General features: G+C 64.5%; 16 protein-coding genes. 13 read left to right on the forward strand and 3 right to left on the reverse strand.

All coding sequences use genetic code 11. The features are described 5' to 3' along the window. Nucleotides 1-233: 233 nt before the first annotated feature. The 12 genes from K1177_RS09725 (at nucleotide 234) to K1177_RS09780 (ending at nucleotide 10,058) form a co-directional block, all read left to right on the forward strand. The gene (locus K1177_RS09725) at nucleotides 234-1,238 is read left to right on the forward strand and encodes an ABC transporter ATP-binding protein (RefSeq protein ID WP_224703106.1); all 1,005 of its coding nucleotides are present in this window, start codon (nucleotides 234-236) and stop codon (nucleotides 1,236-1,238) included. Next, nucleotides 1,235-2,038, forward strand: a complete 804-nt coding sequence (locus K1177_RS09730) for an ABC transporter permease (RefSeq protein ID WP_224703107.1) — start codon at nucleotides 1,235-1,237, stop codon at nucleotides 2,036-2,038. The genes K1177_RS09725 and K1177_RS09730 overlap by 4 nt, the downstream gene beginning before the upstream one ends. A gap of 3 nt (nucleotides 2,039-2,041) precedes the next feature. After that, entirely contained in the window at nucleotides 2,042-2,848 is an 807-nt protein-coding gene (locus tag K1177_RS09735; protein ID WP_224703108.1) for an ABC transporter permease, read from the forward strand. A gap of 219 nt (nucleotides 2,849-3,067) precedes the next feature. After that, a complete protein-coding gene (locus K1177_RS09740) occupies nucleotides 3,068-4,141 on the forward strand; it encodes a 3-deoxy-7-phosphoheptulonate synthase (protein ID WP_224703109.1) in 1,074 nt (357 codons plus the stop codon). A 4-nt stretch (nucleotides 4,142-4,145) separates the two neighbouring features. Then, nucleotides 4,146-4,520 carry a nuclear transport factor 2 family protein gene (locus K1177_RS09745; RefSeq protein ID WP_224703110.1) on the forward strand — a complete coding sequence of 125 codons (375 nt, stop codon included), beginning with the start codon at nucleotides 4,146-4,148 and terminating at the stop codon, nucleotides 4,518-4,520. A 63-nt stretch (nucleotides 4,521-4,583) separates the two neighbouring features. Beyond that, entirely contained in the window at nucleotides 4,584-5,150 is a 567-nt protein-coding gene (gene pgsA / locus K1177_RS09750; protein ID WP_224703111.1) for a CDP-diacylglycerol--glycerol-3-phosphate 3-phosphatidyltransferase, read from the forward strand. After that, nucleotides 5,147-5,398, forward strand: a complete 252-nt coding sequence (gene moaD, locus K1177_RS09755) for a molybdopterin converting factor subunit 1 (protein ID WP_224703112.1) — start codon at nucleotides 5,147-5,149, stop codon at nucleotides 5,396-5,398. The genes pgsA and moaD overlap by 4 nt, the downstream gene beginning before the upstream one ends. A gap of 2 nt (nucleotides 5,399-5,400) precedes the next feature. After that, nucleotides 5,401-5,847, forward strand: a complete 447-nt coding sequence (locus tag K1177_RS09760) for a molybdenum cofactor biosynthesis protein MoaE (RefSeq protein WP_224703113.1) — start codon at nucleotides 5,401-5,403, stop codon at nucleotides 5,845-5,847. A 117-nt stretch (nucleotides 5,848-5,964) separates the two neighbouring features. Then, nucleotides 5,965-7,092 carry an MlaE family ABC transporter permease gene (locus tag K1177_RS09765; RefSeq protein ID WP_224703114.1) on the forward strand — a complete coding sequence of 376 codons (1,128 nt, stop codon included), beginning with the start codon at nucleotides 5,965-5,967 and terminating at the stop codon, nucleotides 7,090-7,092. 2 nt (nucleotides 7,093-7,094) lie between these two features. Then, a complete protein-coding gene (locus K1177_RS09770) occupies nucleotides 7,095-7,859 on the forward strand; it encodes an ABC transporter ATP-binding protein (RefSeq protein ID WP_224703115.1) in 765 nt (254 codons plus the stop codon). Between the two features lie 3 nt (nucleotides 7,860-7,862). Then, nucleotides 7,863-9,458, forward strand: coding sequence for an MlaD family protein (locus K1177_RS09775; RefSeq protein WP_224703116.1), 1,596 nt, complete (start codon nucleotides 7,863-7,865; stop codon nucleotides 9,456-9,458). 9 nt (nucleotides 9,459-9,467) lie between these two features. After that, complete coding sequence (locus tag K1177_RS09780) at nucleotides 9,468-10,058, forward strand: ABC-type transport auxiliary lipoprotein family protein (RefSeq protein ID WP_224703117.1); 591 nt, start codon at nucleotides 9,468-9,470, stop codon at nucleotides 10,056-10,058. Nucleotides 10,059-10,129: 71 nt separating this feature from the next. Here the strand turns inward: K1177_RS09780 and K1177_RS09785 are convergent, their stop codons facing one another. After that, complete coding sequence (locus K1177_RS09785; protein WP_224703118.1) at nucleotides 10,130-11,020, reverse strand: branched-chain amino acid aminotransferase; 891 nt, start codon at nucleotides 11,018-11,020, stop codon at nucleotides 10,130-10,132. Between the two features lie 135 nt (nucleotides 11,021-11,155). Here K1177_RS09785 and K1177_RS09790 point away from each other — a divergent pair, with 135 nt between their 5' ends. Next, nucleotides 11,156-11,674: a MarR family winged helix-turn-helix transcriptional regulator gene (locus K1177_RS09790; protein WP_224703119.1), complete on the forward strand. Its 519-nt coding sequence runs from the start codon at nucleotides 11,156-11,158 to the stop codon at nucleotides 11,672-11,674. A 15-nt stretch (nucleotides 11,675-11,689) separates the two neighbouring features. Here the strand turns inward: K1177_RS09790 and K1177_RS09795 are convergent, their stop codons facing one another. After that, the gene (locus K1177_RS09795) at nucleotides 11,690-12,619 is read right to left on the reverse strand and encodes a response regulator (protein ID WP_224703120.1); all 930 of its coding nucleotides are present in this window, start codon (nucleotides 12,617-12,619) and stop codon (nucleotides 11,690-11,692) included. Beyond that, nucleotides 12,606-15,980 carry a hybrid sensor histidine kinase/response regulator gene (locus K1177_RS09800; RefSeq protein ID WP_224703121.1) on the reverse strand — a complete coding sequence of 1,125 codons (3,375 nt, stop codon included), beginning with the start codon at nucleotides 15,978-15,980 and terminating at the stop codon, nucleotides 12,606-12,608. The genes K1177_RS09795 and K1177_RS09800 overlap by 14 nt, the downstream gene beginning before the upstream one ends. Between the last annotated feature and the right edge of the window lie 29 nt (nucleotides 15,981-16,009).

Here is a 16,009-nt window from a genome sequence, read left to right on the forward strand (position 1 = left end):
TCCGGACATCCGCGTGACCGCCGGGCATGGCGGCGAAGACGACTGGCCCAGTGAGCGCACATCGAGTTCAACGAAGCGGACAGCGCCGCTCCGCAGCGGGGAGGATGCACCAGAGCAGCAACAGCGAGGCGATCCTGTCCGTCTCTCGCCATCGCCGGCGGCGTTTTTCATGCCCTGACAACAGCTTGCTGCAGCGGAAGAATCGGCTATCGTCCTCCACCGGGGGTCCCATCATGTCGGCCATTATCGAAGTCAGCGGCGTCGCCAAGACGTTCCGCCAGCCCAAGCGCCTGCCCGGCCTGGGCGGCGCCATTCGCAGCCTGTTCAGCCGCGACTACACCGAGGTGCGCGCGGTGCAGGATGTGTCCTTTGCCATCGCGCCCGGCGAGGCCGTTGGCTATCTCGGCCCCAATGGCGCCGGCAAATCAACCATGATCAAGATGATGACCGGCATTCTGGTGCCCACAGCCGGCAGTCTCAGTGTGCTCGGCCGCGAGCCCCATGCCCACCGCATGACCAATGCCGCCGAAATCGGCGTGGTCTTCGGCCAGCGCAGCCAGCTCTGGTGGGATTTGCCGGTGCGCGACAGCTTCGATCTGCATCGCCACATCTACGAAGTGCCCGAGGCGCGCTTTGCCGACAACCTGGCATTCCTCACCACCATGCTGGGCATGGCCGACTATCTCGACCGCCCGGTGCGCCAGCTCAGCCTCGGCCAGCGCATGCGCGCCGAAATCGCCATGGCCCTGCTGCACGATCCCAAGATTCTGTTCCTCGATGAACCCACCATCGGTCTCGACGTCGTGGCCAAGGATGCGGTGCGCAAATTCCTCGCGCAGATCAACCGCGAGCGCGGCACCACCATCATCCTCACCACCCATGACCTGCAGGACATCGAGGAGATTTGCCCGCGCCTGATCATGGTCGACGACGGCAAACTGTTGTTCGATGGCGAGCTACCGCGCCTGCGCGCCGCGCTCGGTTCGCGCCGTCGCCTGCGCCTAGAATTCGGCAGCGATCCCGGCCCCATCACCCTGACTACCGCCCGCCTCGTCACCGACGACGGCGCCGCCAAGCATTTCCTGCTCGACGCCGAAGACACCTCCATTCTCGATGTGCTCACCGAACTGGGCAGCGGCTATGACCTCAAGGACGTGACGCTGGAGGAGCCAGCAATCGAGGAGGTGATCCGCACCTTCTACCAGTCCAAGCCCCAGCGCGCGGCGGAAGCGCTATGAAAGCCCGGGCCTATGCGGCCTTCACCGTCAATGCCTTCCAGTCGCGCCTGGCCTATCGCAGCGCGGTCTGGTCGGCGGCCTTTGGCGATTTGGTCTTCATCTTTGCCCGCATCGCCATCTGGGTCTCGGTCTATGGCGCCGCCACCAGCACCATGACCGATGGCGTCACCCTGCCCCAGGCCATCACCTACGCCATCATCGCCGGCCCCGTCCTTTATTGGGATTTCGCCCGCCTGCTGCACGATGTTGGAACCGCCATCCAGACCGGCGACGTCGCGGTCTACCTGCTCAAGCCGCTGCATTACCCAGCCTTCCTGCTGGCCAGCCACATCGGCCACTTCCTCTTCGAGCTGCTGCTGGTTGTGCTCCCCGTCGTTGTCATCGCCGGACTTACCTATGGCATGGTGCCACCTGCCAGCCTTTTTCATGCCCTGGCCTTCCTGGGCTATTGGGCCCTGTCCTTCATGATGCTGTTTGCCCTGGCGAGCCTTGCTGGCCTTGCGGCGTTCTGGCTGATGACCGCCTCGGCGCTCGAATGGTTCCTGATGAGCATCATGACCCTGCTTTCGGGCGGCCTCGTGCCGCTCTGGCTCTTCCCTGGCTGGCTGGCGGCGATTGCCGGCCATTTGCCCTTTGCCTGGGTCTCCTACTATCCGGCGGCGGTCTATCTCGGCCGGCTCGATGTGAGCCAGACGCTGCTCTATTTTGCCATTGGCCTCGTCTGGCTGGCGGTCCTGCTTGGCGCCCTTGCTTGGCTATGGACCCGCGCCCGCCACCGCCTCATCGTGCAGGGAGGCTGAGACATGGCCCTGGTCCGCACCCTTGCCGTCATCCCCCATCTGGTGCGCATGTTCGTACGCACCAAGCTCGAGTATCCCGGCGCCCTGGTGCTGTCCTGGGTCTCCCAGGCCGTCTCCTACGGCAGCATGTACACGGCCATTGCCCTCATCGTCGCCCGCTTCGGCACGCTGGGCGGCTGGTCGTGGTCCGAGATCGCCCTGTTGCTCAGCTTTCACCTGCTGGCCTATTCCACGGGCGCCAGCTTCAGTTTCACCCAGTTCCGCGTCATGGAGGATCTGGTGCGCCAGGGCACCATGGATGCGCTGCTGGTCAAGCCCATCAGCACCTGGACCTATCTGGTCTTCTCCGGCTTCAACATCGGTTATGCCGGCCATGTCGCCCTGGCCATCGGCCTCATGGGCTGGGCGCTGACACAGGTCGAAGTCACTTGGTCCTTTCCATTGGCACTTTATTTCATTGCTACCCTGGTCAGCGGCGCCATGGTGGTCTGCGCGCTGATGACCATGATTGGCGCCACCGCCATGGTCTTTGTCCGCTCGCGCCATCTCTATTCGATCTTCTTCGGCTTCTGGGAGCTGGCGCGCTATCCCATCACCATCTTCCCGCTGCCCATCCAGGTTCTCCTGCTGACAGCAGTCCCGCTCGGCTTCATCAGCACGGTGCCCGTCTCGGTCATCCTGGGCAAGCCTGTGCCCATGCTGGGCGATTTCGCCGGCCTGGCCTGCGTGTTGGCCGGCCCCGCCATGGCGGGCCTCGCCATGCTCCACTGGCGCTGGTGCCTGCGCAATTACCAGGGCGCAGGCGGCTAAAGTTGGAGTCGACAAACGCAAAACGCCGCGCTACATCTTCGGGCATGATCCGTTCAGTCGCCACCATCTCGTTTTGGTATTTTAGCTATCCGCTCCCGGCGGAGGCTACCGCGCGCTTGATCTGATCCCCCAGGATACGACCAAACCCGAAGCCAGCCGCCCCCCTTGAGGCGGCTTTTTTACTGGCCGCCTCGCCCAGATATCCCCGAGGAACCAGTTATGTTGAAGTCCACAGACGATCTGCGCATCAGTGCCATCAAGGAACTGACCACTCCCATCGAGGTGATGCGCCAGCACCCGCGCACCGATGCTGCCACCCGCACCGTCATCAGCGCCCGCCACGCCGTTCACAATATTCTCGCCGGCACCGATGATCGCCTGACCGTGGTGGTGGGCCCCTGCTCCATCCACGATCCGGCCGCCGCGCTCGACTACGCCAAGCGCCTCTCGGCCCTGCGCGACACGCTCGGCGACCGCCTTGAGATCATCATGCGCGTCTACTTCGAAAAGCCCCGTACCACGGTGGGCTGGAAGGGCCTGATCAACGATCCCAACCTCGATGGCAGCTTCGACATCGACAATGGGCTGCATACCGCTCGCGCCCTGCTGCTCGACATCGCCAACATAGGCATGCCGGCCGCCTGCGAATTCCTCGACATGACCACGCCGCAATACATTGCCGATCTCGTCAGCTGGGCCGCCATCGGCGCCCGCACCACCGAGAGCCAGATCCACCGCGAACTGGCCTCGGGCCTGTCCTGCCCGGTCGGCTTCAAGAATGGCACCGACGGCAACGTCAAGATCGCCCTCGATGCCGTTGCCTCGGCCAGCCAGCCGCACCATTTCCTGGCTGTCACCAAGTCCGGTCGCTCGGCCATTGCCGCCACCACCGGCAATGCCGACTGCCACATCATCCTGCGCGGCGGCAAGGCGCCCAACTACGACGCTGCAGGCGTCGAGGCCGCAGCCCAGGCTGCTGAAAAAGCCGGGCTGCCCGCCACCATCATGATCGACGCCAGCCACGCCAATTCGTCCAAGAAGCCCGAGAACCAGCCCGCTGTCCTCGCCGACATCGGCGACCAGCTGGCTGCGGGTGATCGTCGCATCATCGGCGTCATGGTCGAATCCAACCTCGTGGCCGGTCGCCAGGATCTCATCCCGGGTCAGCCGCTGGTCTATGGCCAGTCGATCACCGATGGCTGCATCGATTGGGACACCACGGTCACCGCTCTCACCGCCCTGGCCGATGCCGTCACCGCCCGCCGGGCTGCCACCAACCAGCAGGTGGCGTGAGGCGATGGCGATACCAGCGGTCATAGAGGCCTATATCGCGGCCTACAACGCCCGGGACATCGACCGGATGCTGGACTGTCTGGCCGAGGACGTTGTGTTTCGCAATCTGTCCGCTGGCCAGGTGACAGCAGAGGCAATCGGCAAGCCGTCATTTGCCCAGATGGCCCATGCAGGGGCCGCCGCGTTCACCACGCGGCGGCAGGTGGTGAGGCACGCGATCACTGTAGCCGACACCACCCTGGTCGAGATCGACTACACCGCCACGGTGGCGGCCGATCTCCCCAATGGTTGGAAAGCCGGACAAAACCTCGCCTTTGCCGGCGCCTCCCTGTTTCGCGTCAGGTCGGGGCAAATCTTGGAAATCATCGACCAGAGCTGATGCTCCTGGGCAGCAAGGTCAGGCAGGCTTGACCCCACCCCACCCTTCCTGTTCTCTCCGCTCATGGCCAAGAATCCCCTGCTGCTCGTCCCCAACCAGATCACCATTGCCCGCATCGCGGCGATCATCCCCATCGTCTGGCTGGCGCTGGCGGGCGATCCCACCCTGCGCGTGCTGGCTCTTGTCCTTTATGTCCTGGCGGCAGCCAGTGACTGGCTCGATGGCTACCTCGCCCGCGCCTGGGCGCAGTATTCCCCGCTCGGCCGCATGCTCGACCCCATTGCCGACAAGCTCCTGGTCGGCGTGCTGATCGTCGCCCTCGCCTGGGATCACAGCCTTTCGGCGCTCGAACTGGTCCCGGCCTGCGCCATCCTCTTCCGGGAAATCTTCATCTCCGGCCTGCGCGAATTTCTCGGCAATGCCAAGGTCGTCCTCGCGGTGACACAGCTCGCCAAGTGGAAGACCACCGTGCAGCTTGTGGCCCTGGCCTTCGTGCTGGTCCGCCCGCTGCTGCCCGTGGTCGACATCCCCACCAGCCTCCTCCTCTGGCTGGCCGGCGTCATGACGGTCTGGACCGGCTGGCAATATCTGCGCGCCAGCTGGCCGCATCTGTCTGGCGACCCGGCATGAAGATCCTCTACTTCGCCTGGCTGCGCGAACGTCTCAATCGGGGCGAGGAACACGTGTCTCCGCCCGCCGAGGTCGCCACTGTCAGTGACCTCATCGACTGGCTTGCCGCACGCGACGAGGCCTTTGCCCATGCCGTCAGCAAACGCAGCCTCATTCGCGCTGCCGTCGATGCCCGGCTTGTGCCGCATGACGCGCCCATAGCCGGCGCCGGAGTCGTCGCCCTCTTCCCGCCCATGACCGGAGGCTGACCATGCCCGTCCGCGTCACCACGGAGCCCTTCGATCCGGGCGCCGAAACCAACGCCTTTCTCGCCGCCGGCCAGGGCGCCGGCGCTGCCGTCACCTTCACTGGCGTCGTCCGCTCCAGCCCTGACGATCCGGTCACCAGCCTGACTCTCGAATGCTATCCTGAGCTCGCTATCAACCAGCTCGAAGCGATCCTGGCTGACGCCACCGCCCGCTTTGAGCTGCTCGCAGCCACCGTCATCCACCGCTACGGGACGCTTGCGCCGGGCGAACCGATCGTCCAGGTCATGACCCTCTCGCCTCACCGGGCTGCCGCCTTCCGGGGCGCCGAATTCCTTATGGATTACCTCAAGACCGACGCGCCCTTCTGGAAGCAGGAGTCAGGTCCCAACGGCACTGTTTGGGTGGCTCCGCGTGACGAAGACGATACCGCAAAGGCCCGCTGGTCGTGATCCCGCATTGCATGGGGACAACAGTTGATCCCTCATGCCTCTTCGATGCGTATACTCCTGCAAAAGCGGCCAGAACATGCTATTGCAGTCGCAACAATGATTGGCACAAATAGTTCTATGGCGCGATTTGTCGAGCTCGGCGCAGCACAGGGAGCAGGCCGCACGATCCTGTGCGTCGGCGACTGGACGGCCGCAAATGCCCGCGAGCTCGAACGCGACATCGCCGAACTGGGCCTGTCTCCAGCCGAGCGCAGTGCCGCGCGGATCGATATCTCCCGCCTGAACACGCTCGATACAGCGGGGGCATGGCTGCTCACCCAGTTGGGTCGCGAACGGGCCGATTCGACCGCCGCCTTTGTCGGCGCCTCGCCCAAGCACGCCACCCTGCTGCAGCGAATAGCAGCATACGATCCCAAGGCCCCCGCAAGCCGTCCGCACGACAACCCCCTGCTCGTGCCCTTCATCGGCTTGGGCCGCACTGTCATCGGCGCGCTGCGGGACGTCATTGCCGTCAACGAAACCCAGGGCCGCATCCTGGGCGCCCTGGCGCAGACCGCCACCTTCCAGGCCCCGCTGCGCCTCGCCAGCTTCGTGAACCAGTTCGAGCAGATCATTCTGCGCGCCATCCCGATCGTCGCGCTGATCTCGCTGGTTGTCGGCGCCATCATCACGCAGCAGACCATTCTGCAGCTGCGCAATTTCGGCGCCTCGATCCTGGTGGTCGACCTGGCCGCCATCCTGATGTTCCGCGAAATCGGCGTCCTGCTTGCTGCCATCATGGTGGCCGGTCGCTCGGGTTCCGCCATCACCGCCGAAATCGGCTCCATGCGCATCCGCGAGGAGTTTGATGCCCTGCGGGTCATGGGCGTTGATCCCTACCAGGCCTTGCTGCTGCCCCGCGTCTTCGCCCTGGTCATCGGCCTGCCGCTCCTGGCCTTCGTTGGGTCCATGGCCGGCCTGCTCGGCGCCATCCTCGTCGGCCAGGCCTATGGTGGCATCCCTATCGAGACCTTCATCCTGCGCCTGCGCGACGCCATGACTGTCACCAGCGTCGCTGTGGGCCTGCTCAAGGCGCCCTTCATGGGCTTCCTGATTGGCCTGCTGGCCTCGCTCGAAGGCATGAAGGTGCAGGGGTCTTCCGAATCCCTGGGGCGCCGCACCACCTCATCGGTGGTCAAATCCATCTTCGTGGTCATCGTGGCCGACGGCCTGTTCGCCATCTTCTTTGCGGCGATCAAGTTCTGACCATGACCCAGCCCGCATCCATCATGACGGTCAACGATCTCGAAGTCGGCTTTGGCGCCACGACGGTCATCGACGGCCTGAGCTTTGACCTGCGCGACGGCGAAATCCTAGGCCTGATCGGCCCCTCTGGTTCGGGCAAGTCCGTCACGCTACGCGCCATCGTGGGCCTCATCGCGCCCCGCGGCGGCACCGTCAGCTTCGCCGGCCACACCTATTCGGACCTCACCATGCAGCAGCAGGCGCAGGTCCGGCGCGACTGGGGCGTGCTGTTCCAGCAGGGCGCGCTGTTCTCCTCGCTCAGCGTGATCGAGAACATCGAGTTTCCCATGCGCGAGCATCTCGACATGCCGCCGCGCCTGCGCCGGGAACTGGCGCGTATGAAGCTTGATCTGGTGGGCCTGCCGCCCGAAGCGGCCTGGTCCTATCCCGCCCAGCTCTCGGGCGGCATGATCAAGCGTGCCGCGCTGGCGCGAGCGCTGGCCCTCGATCCCAGGATCCTGTTCCTGGACGAACCCACCGCCGGCCTCGATCCCATCGGCGCCGGCAAATTTGACGAGCTGATCGTCACCTTGAGCGAGACGCTGGGCCTTTCCGTGCTAATGGTGACGCACGACCTGGACAGTCTGGAGGCGGCCTGCGACCGCATCGTTGCCCTGGCCCGCGGCAAGCTGCTCAAGGCCGGCACGCTTGCCGAGATGCGCGCAGCGGACGATCCTTGGCTCAGGGACTATTTCCACGGCCCCCGCGCCCACAACCCCGAAGGCTAGACCATGGAAAACAAGGCAAATTACGCAACCGTCGGGGCCCTGGCCACCGCTGTGCTGCTTGCGTTCTTCGGCTTCGTATATTGGTTCGCGGGCCCCTCGAGCAATCTGCAAACAAAGTCCTACGAGGTTATCTTCACCGGCACTGTGTCTGGCATCGGCCCGGGCACGGAGGTACAGTTCAACGGCATCAAGATCGGCCAGGTCCGCTCGGTGGGCCTGGACCCCACCGACATCAGCCGCGTGATCGCCCGCATCGAGATCGATGCCTCCATTCCGGTCAAGGCCGATACCAAGGCGCTCATGGGCTTCCAGGGGCTGACCGGTGTAGGCTCGCTGCAGCTATCGGGCGGCACCGAAGCCGCCGGCCCGCCGCCCACCGAGCCGGGTCGCGATGTGCCCACGCTCTATGCCAAGGTTTCCGATTTCCAGTCCATTCTCGATGGTCTTTCCACCACCATCAATGGCACTGCGACGGCGGTTGACCGCCTCAACGGCTTCCTCGACACCAATGACGAGAAGCTCAACCAGACCATCGCCAATGTCGCCACTTTCAGCGATGCGCTGGCCGCCAATGCCGATGGCGTCAAGGATGCGCTGGCCACCATTGCCGATGCCGGCAAGCAGGTCGGCCCCATGGCCGAACAGATCAGCACGCTCTCGGCCAAGCTGGGCGAATTGGCGGACGCCATCCCGCCCGAGCGCGTCACCCAGGTGGTCGACAATGTCGCCACCTTCAGCGACACGCTGTCGCGCAATTCCGGCAAGGTCGATGAGTTCTTCGCCGCTGCGTCCACGCTCTCGACCAGCCTCACTCAGATGAGCACGACGCTCTCCACCAGCGTTGCCCGCATCGATGCCGTCACCGCTGCCGTCGACCCCGATGCGGTCAGCCGCGTTGTCGCCAATGTCGATGCCTTTTCGGGCGACCTCAGCGGCCTGAGCGACGACGTCAAGGCGCTGCTGGCCGCCGCGCCACCGGAAAAGGTCAACGCCGTGGTGACCGATCTGGCCACCTTCAGCGACAGCCTGGCCCGCAATTCAGCGCAGGTCGACAGCTTCTTTGAGGCGGCCGATGCGCTGTCCAAGGGCATCACCGACATGGTGGCCCAGCTCGATCCGGCGGTCACCAAGGTCAACCAGATCGCCGCCGAGATTGACCCCGCCGTCGTTGGCCGCGCCGTCGCCAATGTCGATAGCTTCGCCGCAAAGCTGGGCAGCAATGCCGACAACGTCGATACCGTTGTGGCCAACCTCACCGACATTTCCAATTCGCTGATGGGGTCGGTGGCCAAGGTTGATGAAATCCTGGCCAAGGTCGACAAGTCCGTCGATGGCGCCGACGATCAGGGCATTTTCGCCCAGATCGGCGAGGCCGCGGTCTCGGTGCGCAACCTGGCCGATCAGCTCAATGCCAACACGGCCAACATCGCGGTGGGGCTGAACAACTTTACGTCGCAGGGCTTGCCCAATTTCACCGCACTCGCTCAGGATGCCCGCGCCACGCTGGCACGGCTTGATCGCGTCGTCAGAAACCTCGAAAACAACCCCCAGGGCTTGATTTTCGGCGGCGAGACCGTCCGCGAATACAACAAGAGGTAGGGACGACCCATGCTCACCACTCGACGCAGCTTCATGGTGCTCGGCGCCTCAGCCCTGTCCCTGGGCCTGGCCGGTTGCCTTGGCGCCACCCCGCCGGTGACCTTCGACCTCACCAGCGCCAGCGGCACGCCCATGCGCCGCCGCTCGTCGCGCGTCGTCGTCATCACCCTGCCCAAGACGGTGCAGACCTATGATTCCCAGCGCGTTGTGGTTCGCGAAGCCGGCAATGTGCTGAGCTACCTGCCCGAGGCCCAGCTCTCCGACACCCTGCCCCGCCTGGTGCAGACCCGCCTGCTGCAGACTTTCGAGGCGTCCAACTTCCCCAATATCGGCCGACCGGACGATCAACTGCGCGTCGATGTCACGCTCGCCACCGAACTGCAGGCCTTCGAGATCGATGTGGCCAGCGGCAATCTGGCGACGGTGACCATCAACGCCAAGCTGGTTGACGAGACGCGCGGCATGATCTTTGCGAGCAAGTCCTTCACCGCCACGCAGCCGGCTGCAACCAATCCGGCTGCCGCCGCCATCGCCGGGCTGGACGGCGCGCTCAAGACCGTCATGAGCGACATCCTGCAGTGGACGGCCCGCACCGCCTGATCCCTGGCGGCAACCACAGGACAACAAAAAGCCGGGCCCATGGCCCGGCTTTGTCATCTCTGCATCCCGGCCTATTCGGCGGCGGCCCGCTTGGGCTGCACTTCGGCGCTATAGGCGTCGATCAGCGTGCGGCAGCCTTCGCCCGGCGTAAAGCGGTTATCGCCGATCTGGCTGACGGGCGTGACCTCGGCGGCCGTGCCGGTCAGGAAGCATTCGTCAAACTGGCTCAGCTCTTCGGGAAGGATGTGACGCTCCGTCACCGTAAAGCCATTGCGCTTGGCCAGCTCGATCAGCGTCTGGCGGGTAATGCCATTAAGGAAGCAGTCCGGCGTGGGCGTGGTGATGTCCTTGCCCTTGATGAAGAACACATTCGCGCCCGTGGCTTCCGCCACATAGCCGCGATAGTCCAGCATCAGTGCGTCGGCAAAGCCATTGGCCATGGCCGCGTCCTTGCTCAGCGTGCAGATCATGTAGAGGCCAGCGGCCTTGGCCGAGGACGGGATGGTCTCCGGCGACGGGCGCTTCCACTTGCTCCACTCCAGGCGAATGCCCTTGAGCTTTTCCTCGACCGAGAAATAGCTCGGCCAAACCCAGGCCGCGATCGCCAGGTGCACGGTATTGTTGCGCGCCGGCACGCTCAGCTCTTCTGAGCCGCGCCAGGCCACCGGACGCACATAGGCGTCAGTCAGGCCATTCTTTTCCAGCACGGCGCGCTTGGCTTCCTCGATCTGCTCGACAGACCAGGGCATGGGCATGTCCAGCGTCTTGGCCGAGCGGATCAGGCGCTCGGTGTGCTCGCGCGACTTGAAGATCTCGCCGCCATAGGCGCGTTCGCCCTCGAACACCGAGCTGGCATAGTGCAGCCCGTGCGTGAGCACGTGAATTTTCGCGTCCTTCCAGGGTTTGAACTCGCCGTCAAACCAGATCCAGCCGTCTCGCTGGTCCATGGGCACGCCTGCCATGATCCTCTCCCGAACCTTTCGTTTGCGGGCGCCGTATCGGCCCCGCGTTTGGCGCCGATCATGCCCGAGCTCCAAGGTCTTGGCAAACCACATAGGCTGAGGGATAAGACAGAACGGCGTCCTGATGGGAACACAATGGCAGCGCACCAAAAGAATGTCAACATAGCTGACATAAATTACGCTGGTCCGGACGGTGAAGCGCTGCCGCTGGACATAATGGGCCTGTTCTTCTTTGCCTACCGCGACTTCACCGGCGATGCCGACGCCCTGCTCGACCGACAGAACTTCGGCCGCGCCCACCACCGCGTGCTTTATTTCGTGAACCTGCGCCCCGGCATGCCAGTGGCCGATCTGCTCGATATCCTCAAGATCACCAAGCAGAGCCTGGCCCGCGTGCTGCGCCAGCTCATCGACAATGGCTATGTCGAGCAGCGCACGGGCTATTCGGATCGCCGCCAGCGCCTGCTCTATGCCACCGACAAGGGGCGGCAGCTCTTCTCCACTCTCTCGGCCACCCAGGCCAGCCGTATCAACGGCGCCATCGATAGCCTGCCACCTGAGTCGCGCCGTATCATCCTGCGCTTCCTGATCGGCATGGTGGACCCGGCCGATCGCCAGACGCTCGATCGGCTCAACCTCACCTCCAGCGCCTGATCGCCTGCCCAAAGGCTAGAGTTCGAACGGGGTCTGCAGCGACTGGATGGCTTTGATGGCGGCCGAAGCGCGGTTCTCCACGCCCAGCTTGGTATAGACCTGCTCGAGATGCTTGTTCACAGTCCGCGGGCTGAGCCCGAGGATCTCGCCAATATCGCGGTTGGACTTGCCGCGCGCGATCCACAGCAGCACATCGCTTTCGCGCAGAGTCAGGCCGAACTGCTGGCGCAGCACCTCCTCCTGCCCCTCTTCCTGCGCCCGCGACAGGCGGAACAGGTATTCGTCACCCCCCACAAGGCCAAGGAACGAATACTGCAGCCCCGGCGCACCCGGCAGGGCCAGTTCGAACCCGCTGCCCTGTGCCGGCTCGCCGGTCTGCCCGCCAAGCCAATCGGTGAAGCGCTGCGTCATCGCCCCCTGCCCCTGCACATCCACCCCGGAGCGCTCCAGCAATCGGTTGCACTGCGGCGTCGACCACAGCACCAGCCCATTGGCGCCGAAGGCCACCAGGTGGCGCCCGGCGGCGTCGAGCGCAATCCGCGCGCTCTGCGCCCGCCGCGCATTGGCCAGATGCACCCTGATGCGGGCCCGCAACTCATCAACATTGATCGGCTTGCTCAGATAGTCGACGCCCCCGCTCTCAAGGGCGTGCACGATATGCTCGGTCTCGGTGAGCCCCGTCATGAAGATGACAGGCACATGCGTCAGCGTCGCCATGGCTTTCAGGCGCCGGCAGGTCTCGAACCCGTCCAGCCCCGGCATGACTGCGTCCATCAGCACCACGTCCGGCGCCACCCGCTGCGCAATGCCCAGGGCCGCTTCGCCACTGCGGGCCACCAGCACCGTTACCCCGGCATCTTCCAGCGCCGTCGTCAGGAACCCCAGCGACTCCGGGGAATCATCCACCAGCAGGACGATGTCCTGGTCCTTCTCAAGCCGACTCATGGCCCACCCGCTCTATGAGTTCTGCATAACCGTCAAAATCAAACGCCTCGATATGCCGCCGCAGCGCGTCCACCAAGGGCTGATTGCCCGGCACGCCGGCCAGTTCCACAAGCTTGGCTTCGATCCCGCGCACATGCCCGATCTGGCCAAGGCTCACCAGCTCGCGCAGATGCTCGGCCCCTGGCGAGCGCAAGGGCGGCGCCTTGTCTGCCAAACCTGTTGGTGCTGGCGCGGCATAGTCCCATTCGAGGTCGAGATGCGTCGCCAGTTTCTCGAGCAGCTGATTGAGCTCGAATGGCTTGGCCAGCGTGTCCGAATGCACCGCCTCGCCCCCGTCCGGCGCGGCGCCATCGCCGATATTGGCCGACAGCATCACCACCGGCGCGGCGATGCCCCGGTCCCGCAGCGCCTGCAGCAGCTCCCAGCCGCTCATGCCCGGCATGCGGATGTCGAGGAAATAGAGGTCCACCTGCTGGGCATCCAGCGTCTCCAGGCACGACGGACCATCCTTGGCTGTCAGAACCACAAAGCCGAGTGGCGAAAGCATCTCGCGCATCAGCTCGCGGTGGTCGGCATTGTCATCCACCACCATCACCGTACGCAGCGCCCCGACATAGCCGACCACGCGGCGGATATCGGCGCTGGCGGCCCGCGGACGCTCCACCTTGGCCAGCATCAATCGCGCCTGGAACCGTGTGCCGACGCCCGGCGTACTGGTCAGCGTGATCTCGCCGCCCAGTGTCTCGGTCAACAGCTTGGTAATCGTCAGGCCCAGCCCCAGGCCCGGCACAAAACGATTGCGTTCTGCCGCCCCGCGCACAAAGGGCTCGAACACATGCTCGATATCGTCGGCTGCAATGCCGCTGCCGGTATCGGCCACCACAAAGCTCGCTACCTGATTGCGATAAGCCACCTCGAAGCTGACATGGCCAGCGCTGGTGAACTTGATGGCATTGGACAACAGATTGACGAGGATCTGCCGCAGCCGCTTTTCGTCGGTCCGCACATAGCGCGGCAGGGCCTTGGCCCGGCTGTGCCGGAACTCCAGCCCCTTGGCCTGCGCCTGCAGGCGGAACATGTCCACGATCTGGTCGAGAAAGTCCTGGATATTGATCTCGTTGGAATAGACCTGCAGCCGTCCCGCCTCGATCTTGGAAATATCGAGCAGTCCATCGATCAGCCCCGAGAGGTGCTCGGCGCTGCGCCGAATGATCTGCACCGAGCCGCGCCGGTTTTCCGGCAGGCCGGCGTCGCGTTCCAGCACCTGGGCATAGCCCATCACCGCATTGAGCGGGGTGCGCAGCTCGTGGCTCAGCCCCACCACATAGCGGCTCTTGGCGTGGTTGGCCGCCTCGGCCTTTTCCTTGGCCCGCTGCAGCTCGGCATCGGTGCGCGAATGCGCGTCGATCTCCTTGAGCAGCAGCGTGTTTTGGCGTGAGCTCTCTTCCTCGGCCACCAGCCGGCTGTCATGCGCCAGCACCAGGAACCAGGTGATGATCCCCGCCGTCACCGCAAACACGAAGAACACCACCGCCAGCGTGCCGCCCACCACATCGGCCGTGTGCGGCGCTGCCCCCGCAGCGAAATAATAGATCATCCACAGCGCACTGCCCAACAGGCTGATGGCGATGGCCATGGACGTGCCATAGCGCCCCAGCCGCGTTCGCAGCTTGGCAATGGCCCACTCGGGCAGGATGCTGGCCGCCACCGCATGGGTCTGCGCCCGGAAATGCGCATGCGGCTTGCACATGTCGTGGCAGCGGGCATCCAGCGAGCAGCACAGCGAACAGATCGGCGCCGCATAGGCCGGGCACCAGGCCATGTCCTCGGGCTCGAAGGGGTGTTCGCAGATCGAGCAGGTCACCGAGGCCAGTGTCTGCCACTGCTTGCGCGGCTTGCGCGCCAGATAGTACCGGCCCTTGGTCGCCCAGGCGATGGCCGGCGAGGCGACGAAGGCCACCACCAGTGCGATGTAGGGCGACAGCGCCGCAGCCATCTCGCCGAACAGGCCGAAATGCGCGCTCAGCGCAATCACCGTCGACAGCAGCATCGAGCCGACGCCCACCGGGTTGATGTCATAGAGATGCGCCCGCTTGAACTCGATGCCCGGCGGCGCCAGGCCGAGCGGCTTGTTGACGAACAGATCCGCCGAGATCGAGCACAGCCAGGCCATGGCGATGATCGAAAAGATTCCCAGCGTTTCTTCGAGCAGACGATAGATGCCGAGCTCCATCAGCAGCAGCGCGATGGCAACGTTGAACAGCAGCCACACCACGCGCCCGGGGTGGCTATGCGTCAGCCGCGAGAAGAAGTTCGACCAGGCCAGCGAGCCGGCATAGGCATTCATCACATTGATCTTGAGCTGGCTGATCACCACGAACACGGCCATCAGCATCAGCGCCAGGAACTGATTGGGGATCATGTAGCCGAAGGCCACAGCGTACATGTGGCCGGGCTCGGACGCATGCTCGGCAGACACCCCGCTCGACAAAGCCAGATAGGCCAGGAACGAGCCGGCCAGCAGCTTGGGCGCACCCACCACCACCCAGCCGGCGCCGGCCAGGAAAATGGCCAGCCGATGCCGCCATTTGCTCGCCCCCTGCGGTGGCAGGAAGCGCAGAAAGTCCACCTGCTCGCCGATCTGGGTCATCAGCGCCAGGATCACGGCCGAAGCGGCGCCAAACTTGGCCAGCTCGAAAGGCGCAATGGCGCCTGCCGCCGCCTCTGGCGTGCCCAGCCCACCGAAGCCGAGCCAAAGGTCAAACTTGTCCCAGTCCAGAAACGCGATGAAGAAGAACGGCACGATGTTGAGGATCAGCCAGATCGGCTGGGTGACGAGCTGGAACCGGCTGATCATCTGCACGCCATGGGTCACCAGCGGGATCACCACCACCGCGCTGATGATATAGCCGATCCACAGCGGAATGCCGAACGCCAGCTGCAGCGCACTCGACATGATCGAGGCCTCGATGGCGAACAGGATAAAGGTGAAGCTGGCATAGATCAGCGAGGTGATCGTCGAGCCTATATAGCCAAAGCTGGCGCCGCGCGTCAGCAGGTCCACGTCCACACCGTGCCGGGTGGCGTAGCGCGCAATGGGCAACCCGATGAACAGGATCGCCAGCGACGCCACCACGATCGCCGCAATCGCATTGGTCGTGCCATAGCTCAGCGTAATGGCGCCGCCGATGGCCTCGAGCGCCAGAAAAGAAATCGCGCCGATTGCGGTCTGCGAGATTCGGTCATTGGAGAAGCGGCGCGCCGACTTGGCCGTAAAGCGCAGCGCATAGTCTTCCAGCGTCTGGTTGGCGACCCAGCGATTGTATTCGCGCCGAATGGGAATGATGCGTTGTCGCGCCATGAGCCGTCTAGATGTTAACCAAATCCGAT

The sequence above is a fragment of the Devosia aquimaris genome (assembly GCF_020169335.1).
Taxonomy (GTDB): Bacteria; Pseudomonadota; Alphaproteobacteria; order Rhizobiales; family Devosiaceae; genus Devosia; species Devosia aquimaris.

Excerpts from the sequence above, each read along its gene's own strand:
- K1177_RS09760 (WP_224703113.1), top strand. The coding sequence starts at position 5,401 with ATGCCCGTCCGCGTCACCACGGAGCCCTTCGATCCGGGCGCCGAAACC.
- K1177_RS09775 (WP_224703116.1), top strand. The coding sequence starts at position 7,863 with ATGGAAAACAAGGCAAATTACGCAACCGTCGGGGCCCTGGCCACCGCT.
- K1177_RS09790 (WP_224703119.1), top strand. The coding sequence starts at position 11,156 with ATGGCAGCGCACCAAAAGAATGTCAACATAGCTGACATAAATTACGCT.
- pgsA (WP_224703111.1), top strand. The coding sequence starts at position 4,584 with ATGGCCAAGAATCCCCTGCTGCTCGTCCCCAACCAGATCACCATTGCC.
- K1177_RS09795 (WP_224703120.1), bottom strand. The coding sequence starts at position 12,619 with ATGAGTCGGCTTGAGAAGGACCAGGACATCGTCCTGCTGGTGGATGAT.
- K1177_RS09740 (WP_224703109.1), top strand. The coding sequence starts at position 3,068 with ATGTTGAAGTCCACAGACGATCTGCGCATCAGTGCCATCAAGGAACTG.
- K1177_RS09770 (WP_224703115.1), top strand. The coding sequence starts at position 7,095 with ATGACCCAGCCCGCATCCATCATGACGGTCAACGATCTCGAAGTCGGC.
- K1177_RS09725 (WP_224703106.1), top strand. The coding sequence starts at position 234 with ATGTCGGCCATTATCGAAGTCAGCGGCGTCGCCAAGACGTTCCGCCAG.
- K1177_RS09780 (WP_224703117.1), top strand. The coding sequence starts at position 9,468 with ATGCTCACCACTCGACGCAGCTTCATGGTGCTCGGCGCCTCAGCCCTG.
- K1177_RS09765 (WP_224703114.1), top strand. The coding sequence starts at position 5,965 with ATGGCGCGATTTGTCGAGCTCGGCGCAGCACAGGGAGCAGGCCGCACG.
- K1177_RS09745 (WP_224703110.1), top strand. The coding sequence starts at position 4,146 with ATGGCGATACCAGCGGTCATAGAGGCCTATATCGCGGCCTACAACGCC.
- K1177_RS09800 (WP_224703121.1), bottom strand. The coding sequence starts at position 15,980 with ATGGCGCGACAACGCATCATTCCCATTCGGCGCGAATACAATCGCTGG.
- K1177_RS09735 (WP_224703108.1), top strand. The coding sequence starts at position 2,042 with ATGGCCCTGGTCCGCACCCTTGCCGTCATCCCCCATCTGGTGCGCATG.
- K1177_RS09785 (WP_224703118.1), bottom strand. The coding sequence starts at position 11,020 with ATGGCAGGCGTGCCCATGGACCAGCGAGACGGCTGGATCTGGTTTGAC.
- K1177_RS09730 (WP_224703107.1), top strand. The coding sequence starts at position 1,235 with ATGAAAGCCCGGGCCTATGCGGCCTTCACCGTCAATGCCTTCCAGTCG.
- moaD (WP_224703112.1), top strand. The coding sequence starts at position 5,147 with ATGAAGATCCTCTACTTCGCCTGGCTGCGCGAACGTCTCAATCGGGGC.